A 19,322-nucleotide genomic window follows, 5' to 3' on the forward strand; every position below is an offset into this window, starting at 1 on the left:
GGTTTTACACATAAATATAACGCAAGAAGCATGCCAAATGAAAAAAGAGTTAAAATAGCGTTTTCACGCCTTTTAACTCTTTCAAACAGTGCGCACACAGGCAAATAGTGTGTAACGTTTGTGATCAGTGTGCATTATTTCTTTATTTTATTTTCAATAAACATTTGGGTCAAAAATGCTACTTCATTTTCAGGGATATTTACTCGATACTTTCGCTCTAAGCTAATTAAATTCGTACGAATGATATCCATTTCCAAGCGGTAGACTTTAGAAAAAGTTTCCAGATTTTCAAACACTCGTGATTTTTCATGCTTCATTAAACTATCTAATAGGAACGCTAAGTGAATCACGATCCCGATATCTACGCCTGGTTCTACGATGATTGAAAGATCCGTTTGGATTTGTTGGATCGTCTTTTGCAATGAGTGGATCAATACGTCGACTGAAGAGATCGAATTGAGTGAATCTTTTAATGAATCAACAATTTTAGCTGTTGGTACTTCATCGTCTGCAATCCGTTTCAATGTATTCAATTTTTCATCATTGAATATATCATACGCAGAAAAGAAAGGAATATTTTGATAATCCACATCCACTGTTCCAGCAATTGCTTTGATCTCATATTCTTCTAGTAGAGCATCGATGTGTCTTTTGAATGATTCACGCTCCAAAAACTGCATCTGAATCACTTCGACCTTTTTCTGATCGATCACTGGAACGATCCGTTGATATAGTTTTGCTGCTACTCCCTCACCAGTAAAGCAAGTGACGATGACAGCTTTTTTGCGTTCAATGATTTCTTGTTGCTCGACTTTAAACTGATCTCTAACGATCGTTTCAAAAGAAATTTGGATACTTTGATAAATATCCTCCAAGCTTCTGCCTACATTTGCCATCCGTACTGCTTCGATGACCACCATCGTACTGCTCATAGTGATTGCCTTTGTTCGGGTACCCGTTTCCTCAAAAATCAAATCGCCAAAGGTATTCAACGACCCCATATCGGTCAGTAAGATCAACCCATTCGTCAGGTATTCTTGGCGGCTTTGGACGTAATGCAATACTTCTTCATACATCGCTTGGACTTCCATCGAAAGAGGCATATTGAAAGCTTTACCGATTTTCGTTCCCAATAGTTCCTGAGCCATTTCCAACATACTTGAGGCAGTTTGTCTGCCATGCATCAAAACTAGGACATCTACTTTGTTTTCTTTGACCGGTTCGCTTTCCCCTAGACTGATCGATAGGAACATACTGATAAAGCCGATTTCATCAAAAGGAATCTCCACTTGCTGTTCCTCTTCAATGATCGTTGATAGATCGATAGCTACTTGAAATTCCTTCTTGAAGTTTTTACGTACATTATTCAAATCAGGATGGACGATCATATGTCCGTCCCTCACACGATCCAAAGTACTTTGTAAATGAAGGGCAAAGGCGAACCGAGCTTTTTCATTATAGATACGATCGAGCCTCTTTTCCGCCACATCGTATAACTCATTTGTCAAACGCCAAATGTCATCTGGTAATAAGTCTTTTGGAATCGTACTTTTCGTCAACTCTTTGACATATGTTTGAAAGTACGCATCGACATCTTTTGAAATCAGGGTTTCCAAATCAATGTTCTCTACGCCAGTTTCAGATAAAGAAAGCATTTTTTCTTCAATATCGTTATATACCTGCATATTTCTTTCAGGATCTTGCGACCAGACTACATCTGCAAAACCTGGCTCAAAAGTGAGATACTGACTTTTGCTATCCATGAAGCGATCAAGACGTTCTGGAACTTCTTTGATCTTCAATAACCCCTTTTGGACTTGAAGTGAAAGCTCTTCTTTACGAATGATCAGTTTATCTTCATTATGCGTGCGGTAATGGAGGAATGATTTTGCACATACCAACTTCAAATCACGTTTGACTTGACCGATATTCCCTTCTGCATCATATAGCATAAATGCTAAAATAGCTTCTTTTTCAATATCTATCCGCTGATTTAACCGATTTGCTTCTTGTTTGATGAACAGTGAGATGATTTCATAGCGTTCATCTAATGACCGAGAAGCAAGGTTAGGTAAAGTGATCGCCATTGGGATCCTGCGGTTGAATGTGGTAAGGAAACTTTCTGAGGATTCCGTAGTAGCGCCGATGATCTGGACGGAGGCTTCATGTGTATGGGCACTTTCACCTAGTGGCCGATAAACGCCTTTATCAATAAAAGTGAACAGCATTTCTTGTCCTTCTGGTGGCAAACGATGAATTTCATCTAGAAATAAGATTCCGCCATCTGCTTTTGCGATCAATCCTTGGCTATCCTGTGAGGCTCCCGTATAAGCACCTTTTTTGATCCCAAAAATATGTCCAAATAGCAACTGAGGATTTTGTGCATAATCGGCACAGTTAAAAGAGACAAATGGTGCGTCTTCTGAAAGCATTTCTGAGTCGATCGCAAAATGATACATACACTCGGCAAACATGGATTTACCAGTACCAGTTTCTCCGAATATGATGGTGTGTAACCCGCGAGGCGGATACAAAATTGCCGCTTTCGCTTGTTGGATACTGACTTTTAACGAATCGTTCTCTCCAACTAATGTTTCAAAAGTCACTTGTGTAGAGTAGTCAACATGAACTTTGTCTGATGCAGTCTTTTTAGGAGGCATTGAGTAAACGACCGGACGACCCGGACTTTTGATAATATAATGATCCTTATATAAATCACTTAAATAGCGACTTGCATTGCTTCGATCGATTTTCAGTTTTTCTGCTACATCGCTAGCTGTCAATCCATGCTGATTTTCATGCAATAAGTCCAATATTTCTTCTTGTCTTTCGTTCATGCAATCCCACCTTTAGTTAAATAACAGTGATTCCGTTTTCACTTATCATAACACAAAAAGGCGCTTATTTGCGCCTTGCTCCTTTATTTTTATCCTTTTTTTGTTTATTTTTACGTTTTTTACGTACAACATCCACAGGCTCTTTTTTTGCTGTTTCTTTTTTCAAAGGATAGTTGGAAGCTTTTTTGTGTGGTTCATTTTCACGATTAATTTCTTCTTTTTCGGGTGATTCCTCTAATAATTGACCGCCATGAAGAAAAATCTCTCTAATTGATAGATCCGCTTTTCGCGCGATTTTCTTTAAATCTCTCAAAGTGTGATCTTGAACAAATGTGATGACTATTCCTTCACTTCCCATTCGTCCTGTTCGGCCAGATCGATGCAGATAAGCTTCTTCTGTAAGGGGAACTTCCGCATTCACAACATAAGGTAGACCCTTGATGTCTAAACCTCTAGCTGCGACATCAGTTGTAAATAAAGCTGTGATCTTATTATTTTTGAATTGTTCAAGTGCTGCTTTTCGTACTAATTTGTTTTGGTCAGAAGCTAAACTTCCAACAGCGACTCCTCTAAAAAGCAATTTTTCTTCCATAGCACCTAACTCACTTAGCTGATTGAAAAAGACTAAACCTTGAAAGCCATCAACATACGCTAGTCTTCTAAGACATTCATCTTTCTTACGCGCTGGTACTTGCAAAAAGTAATGTTTTTGCCCTTTTCTAGAATCATCTTCTTTGGTAACATCGATTACTTCGATTTGTTTTTTTGTCAATTCTTCGATTTGTTTCAACGAACGATCGGCTGTTGCTGAGAAAAAGGCTAATTGATACTCAACAGGTGCTTGATGCAGTAGTTGATCGATTAAAGAACTATTCCCTTCATCCAGCAATTGATCAGCTTCATCGAAGACAATTGTTTTCAATTGATGAGCTTTAACTTTTTTTGATTTCATCAGTTCTAAGACTCGCCCTGGGGTGCCCACTAGGATCTCAGGTCTTTTCTTCAGACCTTCCACTTGTCGTTTAACATTAGCGCCCCCTACTAAAGATTGGACTTTTAGGTCTAACGCTTTAGCCCATTCTCGTGTAACTTCTGCTACTTGGATCGCTAACTCTTGAGATGAAACCAAGATCAGTAAGGAACTCCCGTGATCCTTTTCAATATTCAATAGTAAAGGAAACAGATAAGCTAAAGTCTTCCCTGAACCAGTCGGAGAAATACCGATCACGTTTTGTTGGTCTTTTAGTGGTTGAAAGACTGCTTTTTGTATCAGTGAGGCCTCTAAAAACGCCTTTTCTTGCCATTTTTCTTGCCATGCTTGTGGAAATGTTTGTACAAATTCATTCATTAAAAATCTTCCTCATTATCGGCATCGAATTTGATGCCCCCATTTTTTCTTAGATCATAAACTACTTGATTGACACTGCGTGCTAACTCGATCCATTCTTCATAAAGCAATCCCCAAGTTGGATCTGTTGGATGCTTGATCACATTCGCAAAATCTTTTGCTTCATCAGCCATAGGATTTTCTGCGGTTTTGATTTCCAAAGTAGTGATTTCTTGATGTTGTCGATCATGGAATTCTGCTGTTTCAATGGCATTGACCCCATTCATCACTAATGTTCCAGAATCGAAATAGATTTCTGAAGGTAGATAAGAATCGCCAATTTTGCCAGGTTGGATGGATACATCAAACGATTCATAACGTAATATTCCCCATCCAAGTCCATCAACGCCTGTTGAAATCTTTCTTGGGAAATAATGAACTTCTGTGGGCATACCGAACCAAGCAACTGCTGCATATACGAGATATACCCCTAGATCCATCATTGCTCCACCTGAAAATCGAGTGGAGAAAATATTTGGCACTTCTCCATCAAGCACTTGATCGTAACGTGATGAATACTTCATATAGCTAAAATTAGCCCCTAATATCTCATCTTTTAAAGGTAAGTAGTCAGTAATTTTTTTAAAGCCAGATTCATGGATATTACGTGCAGCTTCAAAGAAGAATACTTTTTTTTCATTTGCCAAATGAATGATCTCATCCATTTCTTTTGGCGTACTGAATGCTGGTTTTTCAACGATCACATTCTTACCGGCTAGAATTCCTTGCTTCGCCTGTTGAAAATGTAAACTATTTGGTGAAGCGATGTAAACAGTATCTAAATGCTCCAATTGAAAGAATGTCGTCAAATCAGTTGCATATTCAATATCACCTTCATATTTCGAACCAAATGCTTGTGCTTTTTCTATATGTCTTGAGTAGACCGCTGTCAATTCATATTCTCCAGTACCAAGTGCAGCTTGAACAAATTGATGTGTGATCCAATTGGTTCCAATAATTCCTAAATTTATCATGCTCGTTACCTTCTTTCTATAGATTAGGGTCTTCAAAGGGTTGATCGATATCAAACGGTATTTCCTGTTTTATCTTGACTTGATCAGCCGTTACCTGACAATTATACGCTAAAACGGTTACGCCATTCAGTTGCGCATAGCGAATCCTCTGTGCTAACTCCGGTTGCATCTCTTCATGGATGGTAGCTACTTGAAGATGCTCAAACTGTGCAATGAAAAGCACATACGTTTCATAGCCTTCTAAATGAGCTTCAACTAATTCCTCGACATGTTTCAATCCTCGCAGAGTTGGTGCATCAGGAAATGCGCCAATTTTTTTGTTTTCCAGTGTCATGCCTTTCACCTCAACGAATACTCTCTGATTCGCTGAGGTTTCTAAATAAATATCAAACTTTGAATGTCGATAATTTACTTCTCGCTTATATTTAATGATTTTTCCTGATAGGTTTGGTAATTGGATGGTTCCATCAAGGATTCCCTCCATCGCTAATCTGTTGGGAAGCTGGCTATCGATATTGAACCACTCATCTTTTTTTTGGATCGCAACCAGATCATAGTCTGTCTTACGTTTTGGGCTAGGGGCATAGTTTACTGCAACTTTTGCGCCAGGAACAAAAACCTCTTTTCCTCTTCCTGTATTTTTAACATGGGTGGTAATGACCTCACCTCTTTGATTCAAGCAATAAGCAATAAATCGATTTGGCCGCTCAATAAAAAATGCAGTTTCAACTTGTGGGTATTTCAAAAATCGTCACCTTTCTTCCTACTATGTATCCTATCATAATTTGAGTAAAAACTCTTGAAAAACCAGTCGAAAGTCTTAGAGAATTTTTAGATATTATTCGGTACAATAAAAGAAAGTAAGACATTCGTTGTCTTTAATTAATCGTTAAAAGAAGAGGTGGTCTGATGCGGAAAAAAATAATCTATGGTGCAGCAGCTTTTTTAGCAACTTTAATAGGTGGTAGTATCGCAATTAAAAAGAAACAGAAACAAGAAAAGAGCTTTGATCCTTCACAGTATCAAGGTGTTTGGTCATTCATAGATGATAACCAACAAAACGAACAACTGCGTGTTTCTCCAACTTTTGATTTTTCCATCAATGATCACTCATTAGGAACCACACTGATTGAATTGAATGAGCAACAACTGATTGTTCGAGATCACTATGGCTATTATTTGACTCTTTCTTATGAAAAAATGACTTTTTACGATGAATCAACAGATTCTACTTATCAGATAAAGAAAATCGGGCGTTAAAAATTGATTTCCATATAGTCTAAACGAAAGAACAAGAAGGTATTTCTTGACTTTCGTTTTTTTCTATCGAAATAGACATTTATCGATGTTTATTTCTGTTTTTTTGTCTAGAAAAATAGTCAATTCACTTTTTTTTTGATACACTTACTAGTGATGGTTTCATACCATGAAAGGATGATCGAATATGACACCAAACCGAGAAGATTATTTGAAAATCATTTTGGAGTTAGGCGGAGATACAACTAAAGTAAATAACAAGCAAATCGTTTCTAGTCTTGCTGTCTCACCAGCTTCAGTCAGTGAAATGATTTCAAAACTTGTGAAGGAACAACTTGTGGAACACTCTCCTTATCAAGGTGTACAATTAACCGAGAGTGGCTTGAAAAAAGCAAGCAGTTTGATTCGCAAACATCGTTTATGGGAAGTTTTTTTAGTCGAACATCTAGAATACAGTTGGAATGAAGTACATGATGATGCAGAGGTTTTGGAGCATGTAACATCAGAACAACTTGCAGATCATTTAGAAGACTATTTGAATCATCCTAAACATTGTCCACATGGTGGGAATATTCCTCACAAAGATGAAGTGGTCCATGAAGAACGCCGGCAAACACTAGATTCTTATCCAGTAGGTTCAACCGTTCGGATTGCACGAGTCCTTGACGAAAAAGAATTATTGGACTATCTTGTAACGATCGACCTTAATATCGATGAAGAATATGAAATCATTGATGTTGCCGCATATGAAGGTCCAATCACCATCCAAAATGAACAAAAGAAAATTTCTGTCAGTTTTAAAGCTGCCAGCACGATTTTTGTCGATAAATTATAAAGGAGCTTACCTACATGTCTAATGAAAAAAATGTTTTATTTACGATATTTGGTGGTACAGGTGATTTAGCTCAACGTAAATTGTATCCCTCTTTGTTTCGTCTTTACAAAAAAGGCAATCTAGGAAAACATTTTGCTGTCATCGGTACTGCTCGGAGACCTTGGAGCGATGAACATTATCGCGAAGTTGTCATTTCGACAATCCAATCCTTAAATCCTTCCGACGAAGAAGCAAAGGAATTTGCGAGTCATTTCTACTACCAATCTCATGATGTCAATGATTCAACTCATTATGCAACATTAAAAGAATTGGCTGATCAATTAGATGAGCGATACCAACTAGATGGCAATCGTATCTATTATCTTGCTATGGCTCCACAATTTTTTGGTACTATCGTTGCCCATTTAAAATCTCAAAAAATCGTCACTGAAAATGGCTATAACCGATTGATCATCGAAAAACCTTTTGGATCAGATTACCAATCGGCTTACGATCTAAATGAAAAGATCCGTCAGGTCTTTCCAGAATCAGATATCTTTAGGATCGACCATTACTTAGGAAAAGAAATGATCCAAAATATTTCTGCTATCCGTTTTGCAAATAATATTTTTGAATCTCAATGGAACAATCGCTACATTGATAATATCCAAATCACTTTTGGTGAAGCTCTTGGTGTCGAGGACCGCGGAGGCTATTATGACCACAGTGGCGCATTGAAAGATATGGTCCAAAACCATATTCTTCAAGTCGTTGCTTTATTAGCTATGGAACCACCTGTCGCATTTTCTGAAAAGGAAATTCGCGCTGAAAAAATCAAAGCACTGAAAGCTGTTCGAATTTACGATCAACAAGAGGTCCTAGAAAACTTTGTTCGTGGCCAATATGATCAGGGACAACTTGATGGTGAAATGTTCAAAAGCTATCGTGAAGAAGACAAAGTTGATCCTGCATCAACAACTGAAACCTTTGTCGCAGGAAAATTCACGATCGATAATTTCCGTTGGTCAGGTGTACCTTTCTATGTTCGTACAGGAAAACGTCTGACAGAAAAAGGAACAAGGATCAATATCGTTTTCAAACAAGTGCCCGTAAATGTCTTCAAAACATCTGTTGATGAACCTTGTGAGGACACGACACTTCCACCAAATGTATTGACGATCTATATCCAACCAACAGAAGGATTCTCCTTATCCTTGAATGGAAAAGAAGTCGGTCAAGGGTTCAATACCGAACCGATCAAATTAGAGTATCGTAATAGTTCTGAAATGGTCGAAAACAGTCCTGAAGCCTATGAAAAATTACTATTAGATGCCTTAAAAGGTGATGGAACAAACTTCTCCCATTGGGAAGAAGTCGCACAATCTTGGCATATCGTCGATGTCATCCGTCAAGCGTGGGATCAAACCAAACCTGATTTTCCTAACTATAAAGCAGGTACGATGGGTCCTGAAGCAGCCTTCAAACTACTTGAAAAAGATGGCTTTGAATGGATCTGGCAACCAGATGAATGGTACCGTGAACGTGGTAAATTATAAGACTAAGCAATCTGAAGATTCCGTAGTACAAAAAGTGCTAAACAATAAAAATATTTGAATAGTTCCGAGAGTGTGGAACAAATCTAAAAAATCAAGTTTGCTACAGACTCTTAAATAAACGGCGTCTAAAAGTCAGGTTTTTCGGAAATTTCAAAAAAAACGAGCAATACAAAAAATGTATTGTTCGTTTTTTTCTCCAATTTCTCAAGCCTAAACGACTTTTGTCTCAATCTCTCTATATCACTATAGACGAACAAGAATCCCATTCTCTAGCAATAAGCCCAAATCTTCAAAATTTGAAAAATGATTTTATGAATTTTGAGGATTTATTGTACCTTATCACTTCTGTTCTTTTAACTGTTATTCAAATCCTTCAGCAACTGCTTCTGGATAATTTTCTTCTACGATATGTGCGCAACGTCCGCATAGATGAGGTAATTTTTCATAAACTCCGACATCTTTACGGATTTGGCGACAACGATCGCAAGTTTCTCCATCTGCTTTTTCAACTAAAATCGAAACATCATCGAATGTCACAGCTTCTGCAGGTACATCTGTTTGATCATTTTTCACTTCAAAATAATCAGGTGAAATAATCAATAATTGTGGAATATCTGCGTCCACCGCTGTTAGCAATTCACGTACTTGTTGATTTGGATAGATCGTTAATTTAGCTTCTAAAGATTTCCCAATCAATTTACTGTTACGTGCTTCTTCAAGAGCTTTCAATACTTTATCTCTTAAGTCCATAAATGCTGCCCACGTATCCATCAACTCTTCTTGATTAGCAAATGTTTCATATGCAGGAAGTTCGCTTAATTGCACATATTCTTCTTCTTCTTTCAAGAATGACCAAATTTCTTCCGTTGTATGTGGAATGATCGGTGTCAACAATTTTGTCAATGCCACAGCTGTTTGATAGAAAACAGTTTGCATGCAACGACGTTGATAATCATTTTCTGATTCGATATAAACCACATCTTTGGCAAAATCTAGATAGAATGCAGATAGATCTACTGTCAAGAAATTCATCACTGTACGATAGATATGCATAAAATTATATTTTTCATATCCTTCTTCACGAATTTCTTTAATAACTTCATTTAAACGAACTGTCATATATTTATCAACAGAGCGTAGTTCTTCATAAGAAACTGTGTCTTTTTTCGGATCAAAATCTTCTGTATTCGCGATCAAGAAACGCATCGTATTTCTGATTTTACGGTAAACTTCTGCAACTTGGCTCAAGATATCCATTGATACGCGGACATCCGCTTCATAGTCGACACTTGCTACCCAAAGTCGCAAAATATCTGCTCCAAACTGGTTGATCACTTTTTCAGGTAAAATCGTATTTCCAAGTGATTTACTCATTTTGCGGCCTTCTCCATCTAAAGTAAATCCTTGTGAAAGAACTGATTTATATGGTGCCACGCCATTGATTGCTACACTTGTTGTGATACTTGAATTGAACCAACCACGGTATTGGTCAGAACCTTCCAAATACATATCTGCAGGGAATGTCAATTCTGGACGTTGACGTAAAACTGCTTCATGTGATGAACCTGAGTCAAACCAAACATCCATGATGTCAGTTTCTTTCGTAAATTGACCGTTCGGTGAACCTGGATGTGTAAATCCTTCAGGAAGTAACTCTTTTGCTTCTCTTTCAAACCAAATAATCGATCCATGTTCTGCGAATAGATTCGCAACATGTTCAATTGTTTCTGGTGTGATGATTGCTTCCCCATTTTCTGCATAAAAAATCGGTAATGGCACACCCCAAGCACGTTGTCGTGAAATGACCCAGTCGCCTCGGTCACGAATCATGTTATAAAGACGTGTTTTCCCCCATGGAATAATCCAGTTCACTTTTTCAACTTCATCAAGAATGTTTTGTCGGAAATCATCAATTGATGCAAACCATTGAGGTGTTGCACGATAGATCACCGGTTTTTTTGTACGCCAATCATGAGGATAGCTATGGGTAAAGAAGTCTAATTTCAATAAAGCGCCTTTTTCTTTTAATAGATCTGTGACCATTGGATTTACTTTATCGTAAAAGATCCCTTCAAACCCAGGTGCTTCATCTGTAAACACGCCTTTGGAATCAACTGGTGATACTACAGGCAATTTGTATTTATTCCCAGCGATATAATCGTCTTCCCCATGTCCAGGCGCTGTGTGTACTAGACCAGAACCAGCATCTAAAGTGACATGATCACCTAAGATCACTAATGATTCACGATCATAGAATGGATGCCAAGCAGTCATATATTCCATCTCTTGACCTGAAAACTCTTTTAAGACACTCACATTTTCCCAACCGATTTCTGATTGGACAGTTTCTAATAAATCTTTTGCAACTACAAATTTACGGCCATCAGCTTCCACTAATACATACGTATAGCTAGGATTTACTGCAATCCCTTGGTTAGCTGGTAATGTCCAAGGTGTTGTTGTCCAAATCACAAAAGCAGCATCTTCATCAACGATCCCTTTTCCATCTTTGACATTAAAAGCAACAAAGATAGAAGGTGACTTCACATCTTTATATTCGATTTCAGCTTCAGCAAGTGAAGACTCACTTGATGGTGACCAATAGATAGGTTTCAATCCCTTATAGATATAACCTTTTTCAGCCATTTTACCAAATACTCTGATTTGGGCAGCTTCATAAGATGGATCTAAAGTGACATATGGATGATCCCAGTCACCTGCGACACCCAATCGTTTGAAATCATTCCGTTGTTTGTCTACTTGTGAAAGTGCGTATTCGCGACATTTTTCCAAATATTCAGCCTTAGACATTTCTTTACGTTTGATTCCTTTGTTGGCTAATACTTGTTCGATCGGCAAGCCGTGAGTATCCCAACCAGGAACATAGGGTGCACGAAAACCCGACATTGATTTCGAACGGCTGATAATATCTTTACTGATTTTATTTAGTGAATGACCTAAATGGATATTTCCATTGGCATAAGGAGGGCCATCATGAAGAACAAAACTTGGTTTTCCTTCATTTAGTTCCTGTCTTTTTTGGTAGATTTTATTTTCTTCCCATTCCTTTTGCCAATCTGCTTCGCGATTTGGCAAGTTCCCACGCATAGGGAATTTTGTTTTACCTAGTTGCAAGGTTTCTTTCATTTTCATTACGCACTACACTCCTTGATTAATAATTTTGAGAACACAAAAAAACATGTTCATCCAAGGGACGAACATGCCGTGGTACCACCCAAATTCAGTTACATGATGATGTAACTCTCGAAGACCCATAACGAGGTCAACCGCTGTTTCCTACTCTTAGTTCAGAAACAATTCAGGTAGAGGATCTTTCATCTTGCAGTGTCTTACCGATCTTCCACTATCATCGGCTCGCTTAAAGAATGGCAAGAGGCTTTTCTGTTCTACTCTTCTTCATGATCTCCAGGAACGATCGAAATATCGATTGCCTGAGTATCGAATGCTGTGATTGGTGCTTCCATGATTCCTGTGTCTGAGTTTACATCAGTTTGATTTTCATTGTCAAGTTGTTTTGCCAAAACTTCTTTGATTACTTCATGACTATCTGTCACATAACTTGAAAATGGTTGTAAAATCTCATCCCATTCTGGACTCTTCACTTGTTCTAATTGTGATTCTAACATCAAGCTGATTCTTTGATGGAACACACGTGTTTTTTTCTTCAGATCTTCTGTTTCAGTTGCTAATTGTTTTGCTTTTTCAGTAGCATCTGTCAAGATTTTTCTTGCTTTTTCTTCAGCATCTGTCGTCAATTGATGCGCACGTTTTTCAGCTGTGGCTACCAATTCATCTGCTTTATTTTGTGCAGAAGTAACGATCACTTCTGATTCTTTACTTGCACTAGTTTTTACTTTATCCGCAGTATCTTGGGCAACGATGATCGATTGATTCAACGCATCTTTTAATTCATTGAAATATTCAAGTTTTTCTTCTGAATGTTTCACTGCTTTTTCAAGTTCACGATTTCTTTGTGTTACTTCTTCGTAATCACGAACAACTAAATCTAAGAAATCATCTACTTCGTCTTGATTATATCCCCGCATTTTTGTCGGGAATGTTTTATTTTGGATATCTAATGGAGTTAAAGCCATGAGTAAACCACCTTCTTGTTTTATTTACGTAATACACCAAACAATACTCTATACTTTTCTTTTTTAGTTTTTCCCTCAAGTCCCTGTACTTGGATGCGACCAAAACCTCTGATCGAAACAATATCCAGTAACTCAAGTAAAAAGTCGGGTCGAGTGTTTTCAGTCCAATTCACCTTTACTTTCCCTGACTCAATCAACTGTTTTGAACGTTGTCTGGAGATATTATAAATCTCTGAGATGACACTGTCTAGTCTCAATGAAGCAACAGTACCTCTTTCTTCAGCCCAACTATCTTTGGGCAGAATCAATTCTGTATACTTCTTCGGCTCTAAACGAACAGCGACCTTACCAATTTTTGTTACTTGAGTTACAACAAACTGTTCTACTTCTTGTGCGATAAAGACTTGCCAACGTTCCCCGTCAGAAATGATATCGCCAAAGTAAGAACGTTTGATCCCAGTACCAACCAATGTACCCAGAATTTTTCCATGACTCAAACTGGCAAATTTGCTTGGATAGTGAATCTCATATAATGAAACTTCAAAATCCTCATCTTCAGGTTGATAATATTCGGGGAAAATCAAACATCTCTTCCGTTCCGCCTGCTCATATCCCCCATAAAAAGAATAGCGTAGTTCGGTTTCTTGTCGAACCAACGTTTCTAATATATAGGATTGTCTTGGATCTAGAAACTCTGTAAGATACGGCGCATATTGACCCTGGACCTGTTCGATCCAATCACCAACTGAGTCAATGAAAGAACGTTCATCCGCACGGAAATGCTGATATACATTTGCGTCCATTTTTCCCCCTCCTATTTTTCTCTCTGATTCGTTGATCAGTAAACTGCCATCATCAACCATAGGACGATTTGTTGCAGTCCTTGTACCGCTAAATTCAAAATGAGAATCGATACCAAGATCGTGAAATCAAAGCCGCCGATCCGTAAAGGAAGTCGTTCGAATAACTGTATATATGGTTCGCATATTTTAGCTAGGAACCGACCGATTCCTGATTGATATCCTCCCGGAAACCAAGATAACAGTGCATAGATCATCAACAAGATACTGTAAAAATATGCTGCTCGCCCAAGCAAATTAAGTAACATAAAAATAGTATAAATCGTAGTTCCTCCTCTTATAGGTCAAACATGTTCACGTCCGCAAACGATTGAGCCGTTGAACTATCGATTTCCATACCTGTAGGCGTACATAGGAAGATTTCGTCTCCCACACGCTTGATATCACCGTCTAGTGCATAGACAGTTCCAGTTAGAAAATCAACGATTCTTCTTGCTTGTTTTTCTTCCACAAGATGAAAATTAACTAACGTGGCTTCTCCAGCGATGATCCGTTTCGCAATGGTCATCGCTTCAGAGTACGTACGTGGTTCCATGACCGTGATTTTTCCAGCTAAATTTGTCTTTGATGTAAATGAAGATTTTGTAGCTTCTTCTTTACGGACATTTTTAGCAGATGATTGATGTAATTCAATTACTTTTTTTGTTTCTGGTTGTGCAGTTTCACGGGTCACAGGACGTGTAGTCCTTTGTTGCTCACGTGGTTTTGAGACCACCGTAGTTTTGGGTTGACTCATCTGCACTTGTGTTGGTTTATTCTTAGTCGGCTGTGTTACAGCTCTATTAGTTGTTTCAGGGTATTCTTCGTACTCTTCTTCATCAGCTAATCCGAAAAAATTAGCAATTGCTCCTCTATTTAAAAGCGGCATTATTGTTCCTCCTCGTCTTTGAATAACGCTGTCCCTACACGAATGAATGTAGCACCTTCTTCGATTGCCAATTGGAAATCTTGACTCATTCCCATGCTTAATTCTGTACATGGTGCATGTGGAAGTTCTTTCTTCTGAACAAGATCACGCAACTCTTTCAGCGTTCCAAACACTTTACGAATTTGGTCAGCAGAAGCATCTTTAGGCGCCATTGTCATCAAACCGACAACTTTTATCTTAGTTAATGAAGCCAACGATTCTAAAAAAGGAAAAAGTTCATCTGGAGATATTCCTTGTTTTGACTCTTCACCAGAGACATTCACTTCTACAAAACAAGCAAGTTGTTTTTCTGCTCTTTTTTGGATCTCTTCTGCTAATTTTAAACTGTCCAACGCATGAAAGTAATCAATTTCATTTACAATCAATTTTACCTTTCTGCGCTGTAAATTACCAATTAAATGCCACTTGATATCAGGATGATTTTGCAAATCTTGTTTTTTCTGCAATAACTTATCTACGCGATTTTCTGCGCAATTGTTTACTCCCGCTTTAATCAGCTCTTCTGCCTTGTCAGAGTCCACAGACTTTGTCACGGCCACTAAAGTAACTTCTTTCGGATTACGATGAACAAGAGCACACGAATCCTGAATGTCTTGCTCTATTTTTAGCAAGTTGTCAGCAATCATGTGCTCTCCCTCTCCCTTATTTTTTACGACGGAAAAACGGTGGTGTATTCAATTCGTCATCACCATTTGATTTTGTTTCTTCACGATTGAATGTATCAAATTCTTTTTTTTCAATAGTATCAAAATTAGATTCGTCAACTTTAGGACGGACATTTTTTTCACGTCGGATGTCCCAGTCTCCAAAACTACTTTCTTCGTCTACTGGAGTAGGTTTGGCTTGATCCATATCCAATACTGGTTTTTGAGTAGATGATTGCATAGATGTTTGTCTAGTTGGACGACTAGACTTGCGTTCCTTTTTTGATTCGTCGATACCTGTTGCGATAACCGTTACGCGGATTTCATCGCCCATTTCTTCATTGATCGAAGTACCTAGGATGATGTTTACATCTCCTGTAGCTGCATTTGCAACGATATCAGAAGCATCTTGTGCTTCAAACAATGTCATATCTAAACCGCCTGTGATGTTCAATAGGACTTGTTCCGCTCCATCGATCGATGTTTCTAATAGTGGAGAAGAAATAGCTTTCTTCGTTGCTTCAACTACACGATCTTCACCGCTTGCAACGCCGATACCCATCAAAGCAGTTCCTTGGTTTTCCATTACTGTCTTCACATCAGCGAAGTCCAAGTTCACGTAACCAGGAGCTGTGATCAAGTCAGAGATACCTTGAACACCTTGGCGTAAAACGTTGTCCGCTTCACGGAACGCTTCTAACATTGGTGTCTTTTTATCAACTACTTCTAATAAGCGGTTGTTTGAAATGATTAATAATGTATCCACATTTTCTTTCAAACGTGCAATTCCTTCTGCAGCAAAACGGCCACGTTTTGGTCCTTCAAAAGTGAATGGACGTGTCACAACGCCGACTGTTAAAGCGCCTAATTCTCTAGCGATTCCAGCTACGATCGGTGCAGCACCTGTACCGGTTCCGCCACCCATTCCGGCTGTGATAAAGATCATATCTGCACCATCTAATGCTTCTCTTAAAGATTGTTCGCTTTCTTCAGCAGCTTTTTGTCCAACTTCTGGTTGTGAACCTGCACCTAACCCACGTGTGTATTTAGGGCCTAATTGGATGACAGTTTCAGCTTTTGAGTTTTTCAAAGCTTGTACATCTGTGTTGGCAGTAATAAATTCTACACCTTTTACATTTTCTTCAATCATTCGGTTTACAGCATTTCCTCCGCCGCCACCGACACCGATGACTTTGATTACTGCGCCGTCATTGATATTATTATCAATTGAGAATTCCATATTTTTATTCCTCCCAGGATGAATTAATCAAAAATATTTGAAAAGAAACCTTTAATTTTATTCGTTACGTTTTCGCCAGATTTCTTTTGTTCAGATTCGTCATAATCAGTTTCTTCTTGAACATCATAACTGTCATAAGTAGTTACTTCTTGTTCAACAGTCGGATGATGAGCAATAGTTGTTTCCCCAGTTACAGCAATTTTAGCCAATTGGTAAACTTCACTCAAGTTTGCTGAATAATCAACGATACTGATCACATTAGTAAAAACTGGATTACGTAGACCCATTTGATTTGGTACATATAGTTTGACGTTTACACCAAAAATTTCTTGGGCTAGATCAACAACGCCAGGAAGACTTGCCGCTCCACCAGTCAGCACTACTCCACCAGGCAGTTCTAGTGCTTCGATTTGATCTAAAGCAGCTTTTGCTTTGTTAAAAATCTGTTCCATACGTGCAGAGATGACTTCTGACAAATAGCGTTCATCAACTTTCACTGGTTCAGATTGTCCGATCACATCAACTGGAAATTCTTCTTGATCAGAAGTCCGTTCTGGATAAGCATCACCATAATTGATTTTTAGCGCTTCGGCATTATTGAATGAAGTATTCAATACAATGGAAATATCTTTGGTGACGAATTCTCCGCCTTCTTGATCTAGACTGGTAAACTTCAATTGTTTATCATGCATAACAGCTGTTGTTGTTTGGCCCCCACCCATATCAATAACAATCGTACCGAAATCTTTTTCTCCATCTGAAAGGATTGTTTCTGTTAAAGCTAATGGCGTAATGACTAATTCATTTACGACCAATCCTGCATTTTCTACACATTTACGAATATTGTGAACAATAGTTTTTGGACCAGTAAACAATAGACCATACATTTCTAGTCTGACACCGATCATTCCACGTGGATCTTTGATTCCTTCGAATCCATCCACGGTAAAGTCCTGTGGTAAAATTGATACGATTTGACGTTCAGGAGGAATTGAACGAACTAGGGCAGCTGAAGCCACATTTCGGACATCTTCGTCGGTGATTTCTTTTGAATCTCCGTTAACTGCGATCATTCCTTGGCAATTTTCAACTTCAAGCATGTTTGCGGGCAAACCAACACTTACGCTTTTGATCTGGATTCCTGCTTTTTCTTCTGCTTGTCGTACTGCTCGTTGTATCGCTTGGACCGTTTTATCGATATCAACGATAATGCCACGGTTAATCCCTTCTGATTTTGCGTTTCCTACTCCAATAATATTCATTTGGCTGTCGATATATTCAGCCACGACAACTTTGACAGATGTCGTTCCAATATCAAGGCCTACATACATTCCTGTTTTTGCCATGAATGGGATTCCCTCCTACTTACTATTCCATATACAAGCGAACAACTAACGTCCGTTTTTAAATATACTTTAATAGATATATTCACTGCTTTCAATTCTACCATAAATTACTGGTTTTTAGAAAGTAGATTCTCACTTTTTAAAGTTGTTTTATCAATTTTCTGTTGAAATCGAAGAAGACGAACTTGAATTATCGTCATTTTGATTTGTTTCACTTGTATCACCTGACGTATTCCCTGTCTGTTCCGACTCACTTGGTACTGTTTCTTCTGATGAAGGTTCGGTACTCGCAGAGGATCCATTTGTTTGTTCTGTCGATGTTTCCATCGAATTTGTTCCAGAGGACTGTTCTGCTTCTGCACTGCTTTCTGAATAAGGATAGGAGAAAATACCGACTTCCATATCGATCACACCTTTTTCATCCATATCTTTTGCTACTTGCGCGTAGTATTTCATTTGACTAGCTAGATTTTGGATATTTACAATGACTTGGTTGCCATCATTCATATACAATCGGAGCAAGTTTTTATTCGTATCACTTGGTGTATATTTGATTTCAGAAATTGCTTTTTGCAATTCAGCTGACAGTTTGTTGTATTCCTTTGTTAATGATTTGATTTTTTCATTGTTCGCGAATCCATCTAGGATAGGAAGATTTTTTGTGGGATTAGCCACTTTTTCACTAAGAACTGTCCCATTTTCCATTACAGGATAATACTGCCCGTTTTTCGTTACTAAAGCAATTTCTTTGTACTCTTTGACTTTTAAAGTAAACGTATTGAGCGTTTTAAAACTGATTTGTGCATTTTCGATCCGTGGCTGTTCTTCTTTCAAATTGTTGATGTAGTCAGCCTTATGCCAATATTGTTTCCAAATATTCGCACCCATCGTTAACTTCGTATCCGTAATGACTGTCTGGGCAGCGACATTTTCGTTGCCCGATACAGTGACTGCTTGCAACTTGCTGTATGGAGATACGTAATAAATCAAAAAGATCAATGGTATACCTAGAATCGTGATAATCAAAGCCAAGCGCCGATACAATACTTTATTTCGCTGATTTTTTAGGTTGGGCAATCGATTGAGGAAAGAACCATTGTAAGGACCACCCGCTTTTGTTTGTTCCGTTTCATCTTCGGATGAAGCGTCATGCTCATGTTCTGGAAGATCCTTTTCAGTTGCTGGTTCTGCATCAGCTTCTTGTTCGTCTGGTTGAACTTCATTATCCGCTTTTTTCGTTGCTTCTTTACCATGTTCTGCTAAATATTTCCGGTTGGCCTTTTGCCAGGGAGTTAGATTGTTTTCATCAACAGATTGATTCGGCAAATTTTCTGGTTCTTTTTTCTTACTCACTTTAGACCACC

16 protein-coding genes are annotated in these 19,322 nt (G+C 38.3%); 3 read left to right on the forward strand and 13 right to left on the reverse strand.

Annotation, left to right across the window (positions count from 1 at the left end):
* Positions 1-134 precede the first annotated feature (134 nt).
* The 4 genes from DVW83_RS06170 to sfsA all read right to left on the reverse strand — a co-directional run bounded on the left by DVW83_RS06170 (position 135) and on the right by sfsA (position 5,943).
* Positions 135-2,837: a sigma 54-interacting transcriptional regulator gene (locus tag DVW83_RS06170; protein WP_104660594.1), complete on the reverse strand. Its 2,703-nt coding sequence runs from the start codon at positions 2,835-2,837 to the stop codon at positions 135-137.
* A 64-nt stretch (positions 2,838-2,901) separates the two neighbouring features.
* Positions 2,902-4,185, reverse strand: a complete 1,284-nt coding sequence (locus DVW83_RS06175; RefSeq protein ID WP_104660593.1) for a DEAD/DEAH box helicase — start codon at positions 4,183-4,185, stop codon at positions 2,902-2,904.
* Positions 4,185-5,198, reverse strand: a complete 1,014-nt coding sequence (locus tag DVW83_RS06180) for a Gfo/Idh/MocA family protein (protein ID WP_123862283.1) — start codon at positions 5,196-5,198, stop codon at positions 4,185-4,187. Before DVW83_RS06180 ends, DVW83_RS06175 begins: the two co-directional genes overlap by 1 nt.
* Positions 5,199-5,214: 16 nt before the next feature.
* Complete coding sequence (gene sfsA, locus DVW83_RS06185) at positions 5,215-5,943, reverse strand: DNA/RNA nuclease SfsA (RefSeq protein ID WP_104660591.1); 729 nt, start codon at positions 5,941-5,943, stop codon at positions 5,215-5,217.
* A gap of 164 nt (positions 5,944-6,107) precedes the next feature.
* Here sfsA and DVW83_RS06190 point away from each other — a divergent pair, with 164 nt between their 5' ends.
* The 3 genes from DVW83_RS06190 to zwf all read left to right on the forward strand — a co-directional run bounded on the left by DVW83_RS06190 (position 6,108) and on the right by zwf (position 8,825).
* The gene (locus tag DVW83_RS06190) at positions 6,108-6,458 is read left to right on the forward strand and encodes a DUF4828 domain-containing protein (RefSeq protein ID WP_224784480.1); all 351 of its coding nucleotides are present in this window, start codon (positions 6,108-6,110) and stop codon (positions 6,456-6,458) included.
* Between the two features lie 184 nt (positions 6,459-6,642).
* Positions 6,643-7,290 carry a metal-dependent transcriptional regulator gene (locus DVW83_RS06195; RefSeq protein WP_104660589.1) on the forward strand — a complete coding sequence of 216 codons (648 nt, stop codon included), beginning with the start codon at positions 6,643-6,645 and terminating at the stop codon, positions 7,288-7,290.
* 14 nt (positions 7,291-7,304) lie between these two features.
* Positions 7,305-8,825, forward strand: a complete 1,521-nt coding sequence (gene zwf / locus DVW83_RS06200) for a glucose-6-phosphate dehydrogenase (protein ID WP_104660588.1) — start codon at positions 7,305-7,307, stop codon at positions 8,823-8,825.
* Positions 8,826-9,185: 360 nt separating this feature from the next.
* On the opposite strand, the gene ileS is transcribed toward zwf, so the two are convergent.
* The 9 genes from ileS to DVW83_RS06245 all read right to left on the reverse strand — a co-directional run bounded on the left by ileS (position 9,186) and on the right by DVW83_RS06245 (position 19,311).
* Positions 9,186-11,978: an isoleucine--tRNA ligase gene (ileS, locus tag DVW83_RS06205; RefSeq protein ID WP_137239139.1), complete on the reverse strand. Its 2,793-nt coding sequence runs from the start codon at positions 11,976-11,978 to the stop codon at positions 9,186-9,188.
* A gap of 254 nt (positions 11,979-12,232) precedes the next feature.
* On the reverse strand, positions 12,233-12,940 hold the full coding sequence (locus DVW83_RS06210; protein ID WP_005881030.1) for a DivIVA domain-containing protein: 708 nt from the start codon (positions 12,938-12,940) through the stop codon (positions 12,233-12,235).
* Between the two features lie 20 nt (positions 12,941-12,960).
* Positions 12,961-13,743, reverse strand: a complete 783-nt coding sequence (locus DVW83_RS06215; RefSeq protein WP_104660586.1) for a YlmH family RNA-binding protein — start codon at positions 13,741-13,743, stop codon at positions 12,961-12,963.
* 35 nt (positions 13,744-13,778) lie between these two features.
* Entirely contained in the window at positions 13,779-14,048 is a 270-nt protein-coding gene (locus tag DVW83_RS06220) for a YggT family protein (RefSeq protein WP_104660585.1), read from the reverse strand.
* A 29-nt stretch (positions 14,049-14,077) separates the two neighbouring features.
* Positions 14,078-14,668 (reverse strand): cell division protein SepF, encoded by a 591-nt coding sequence (locus DVW83_RS06225; protein WP_104660584.1) that lies wholly within the window; start codon positions 14,666-14,668, stop codon positions 14,078-14,080.
* Complete coding sequence (locus DVW83_RS06230) at positions 14,668-15,354, reverse strand: YggS family pyridoxal phosphate-dependent enzyme (RefSeq protein WP_104660583.1); 687 nt, start codon at positions 15,352-15,354, stop codon at positions 14,668-14,670. Before DVW83_RS06230 ends, DVW83_RS06225 begins: the two co-directional genes overlap by 1 nt.
* A 16-nt stretch (positions 15,355-15,370) precedes the next feature.
* Positions 15,371-16,612 (reverse strand): cell division protein FtsZ, encoded by a 1,242-nt coding sequence (gene ftsZ, locus DVW83_RS06235; RefSeq protein ID WP_104660582.1) that lies wholly within the window; start codon positions 16,610-16,612, stop codon positions 15,371-15,373.
* Positions 16,613-16,635: 23 nt separating this feature from the next.
* Positions 16,636-17,958, reverse strand: coding sequence for a cell division protein FtsA (ftsA, locus tag DVW83_RS06240; protein ID WP_005881042.1), 1,323 nt, complete (start codon positions 17,956-17,958; stop codon positions 16,636-16,638).
* 153 nt (positions 17,959-18,111) lie between these two features.
* Positions 18,112-19,311, reverse strand: a complete 1,200-nt coding sequence (locus DVW83_RS06245; RefSeq protein ID WP_123862288.1) for a cell division protein FtsQ/DivIB — start codon at positions 19,309-19,311, stop codon at positions 18,112-18,114.
* Between the last annotated feature and the right edge of the window lie 11 nt (positions 19,312-19,322).

It is taken from the genome of Enterococcus sp. VV15 (assembly GCF_005236045.1).
GTDB classification, from domain to species: domain Bacteria; phylum Bacillota; class Bacilli; order Lactobacillales; family Enterococcaceae; genus Enterococcus_B; species Enterococcus_B durans.

Coding starts and splice junctions, on each gene's coding strand:
- DVW83_RS06170 (WP_104660594.1), bottom strand. CDS start 2,837: ATGAACGAAAGACAAGAAGAAATATTGGACTTATTGCATGAAAATCAG.
- DVW83_RS06175 (WP_104660593.1), bottom strand. CDS start 4,185: ATGAATGAATTTGTACAAACATTTCCACAAGCATGGCAAGAAAAATGG.
- DVW83_RS06180 (WP_123862283.1), bottom strand. CDS start 5,198: ATGATAAATTTAGGAATTATTGGAACCAATTGGATCACACATCAATTT.
- DVW83_RS06190 (WP_224784480.1), top strand. CDS start 6,108: ATGCGGAAAAAAATAATCTATGGTGCAGCAGCTTTTTTAGCAACTTTA.
- DVW83_RS06195 (WP_104660589.1), top strand. CDS start 6,643: ATGACACCAAACCGAGAAGATTATTTGAAAATCATTTTGGAGTTAGGC.
- zwf (WP_104660588.1), top strand. CDS start 7,305: ATGTCTAATGAAAAAAATGTTTTATTTACGATATTTGGTGGTACAGGT.
- ileS (WP_137239139.1), bottom strand. CDS start 11,978: ATGAAAATGAAAGAAACCTTGCAACTAGGTAAAACAAAATTCCCTATG.
- DVW83_RS06210 (WP_005881030.1), bottom strand. CDS start 12,940: ATGGCTTTAACTCCATTAGATATCCAAAATAAAACATTCCCGACAAAA.
- DVW83_RS06215 (WP_104660586.1), bottom strand. CDS start 13,743: ATGGACGCAAATGTATATCAGCATTTCCGTGCGGATGAACGTTCTTTC.
- DVW83_RS06220 (WP_104660585.1), bottom strand. CDS start 14,048: ATGTTACTTAATTTGCTTGGGCGAGCAGCATATTTTTACAGTATCTTG.
- DVW83_RS06225 (WP_104660584.1), bottom strand. CDS start 14,668: ATGCCGCTTTTAAATAGAGGAGCAATTGCTAATTTTTTCGGATTAGCT.
- DVW83_RS06230 (WP_104660583.1), bottom strand. CDS start 15,354: ATGATTGCTGACAACTTGCTAAAAATAGAGCAAGACATTCAGGATTCG.
- ftsZ (WP_104660582.1), bottom strand. CDS start 16,612: ATGGAATTCTCAATTGATAATAATATCAATGACGGCGCAGTAATCAAA.
- ftsA (WP_005881042.1), bottom strand. CDS start 17,958: ATGGCAAAAACAGGAATGTATGTAGGCCTTGATATTGGAACGACATCT.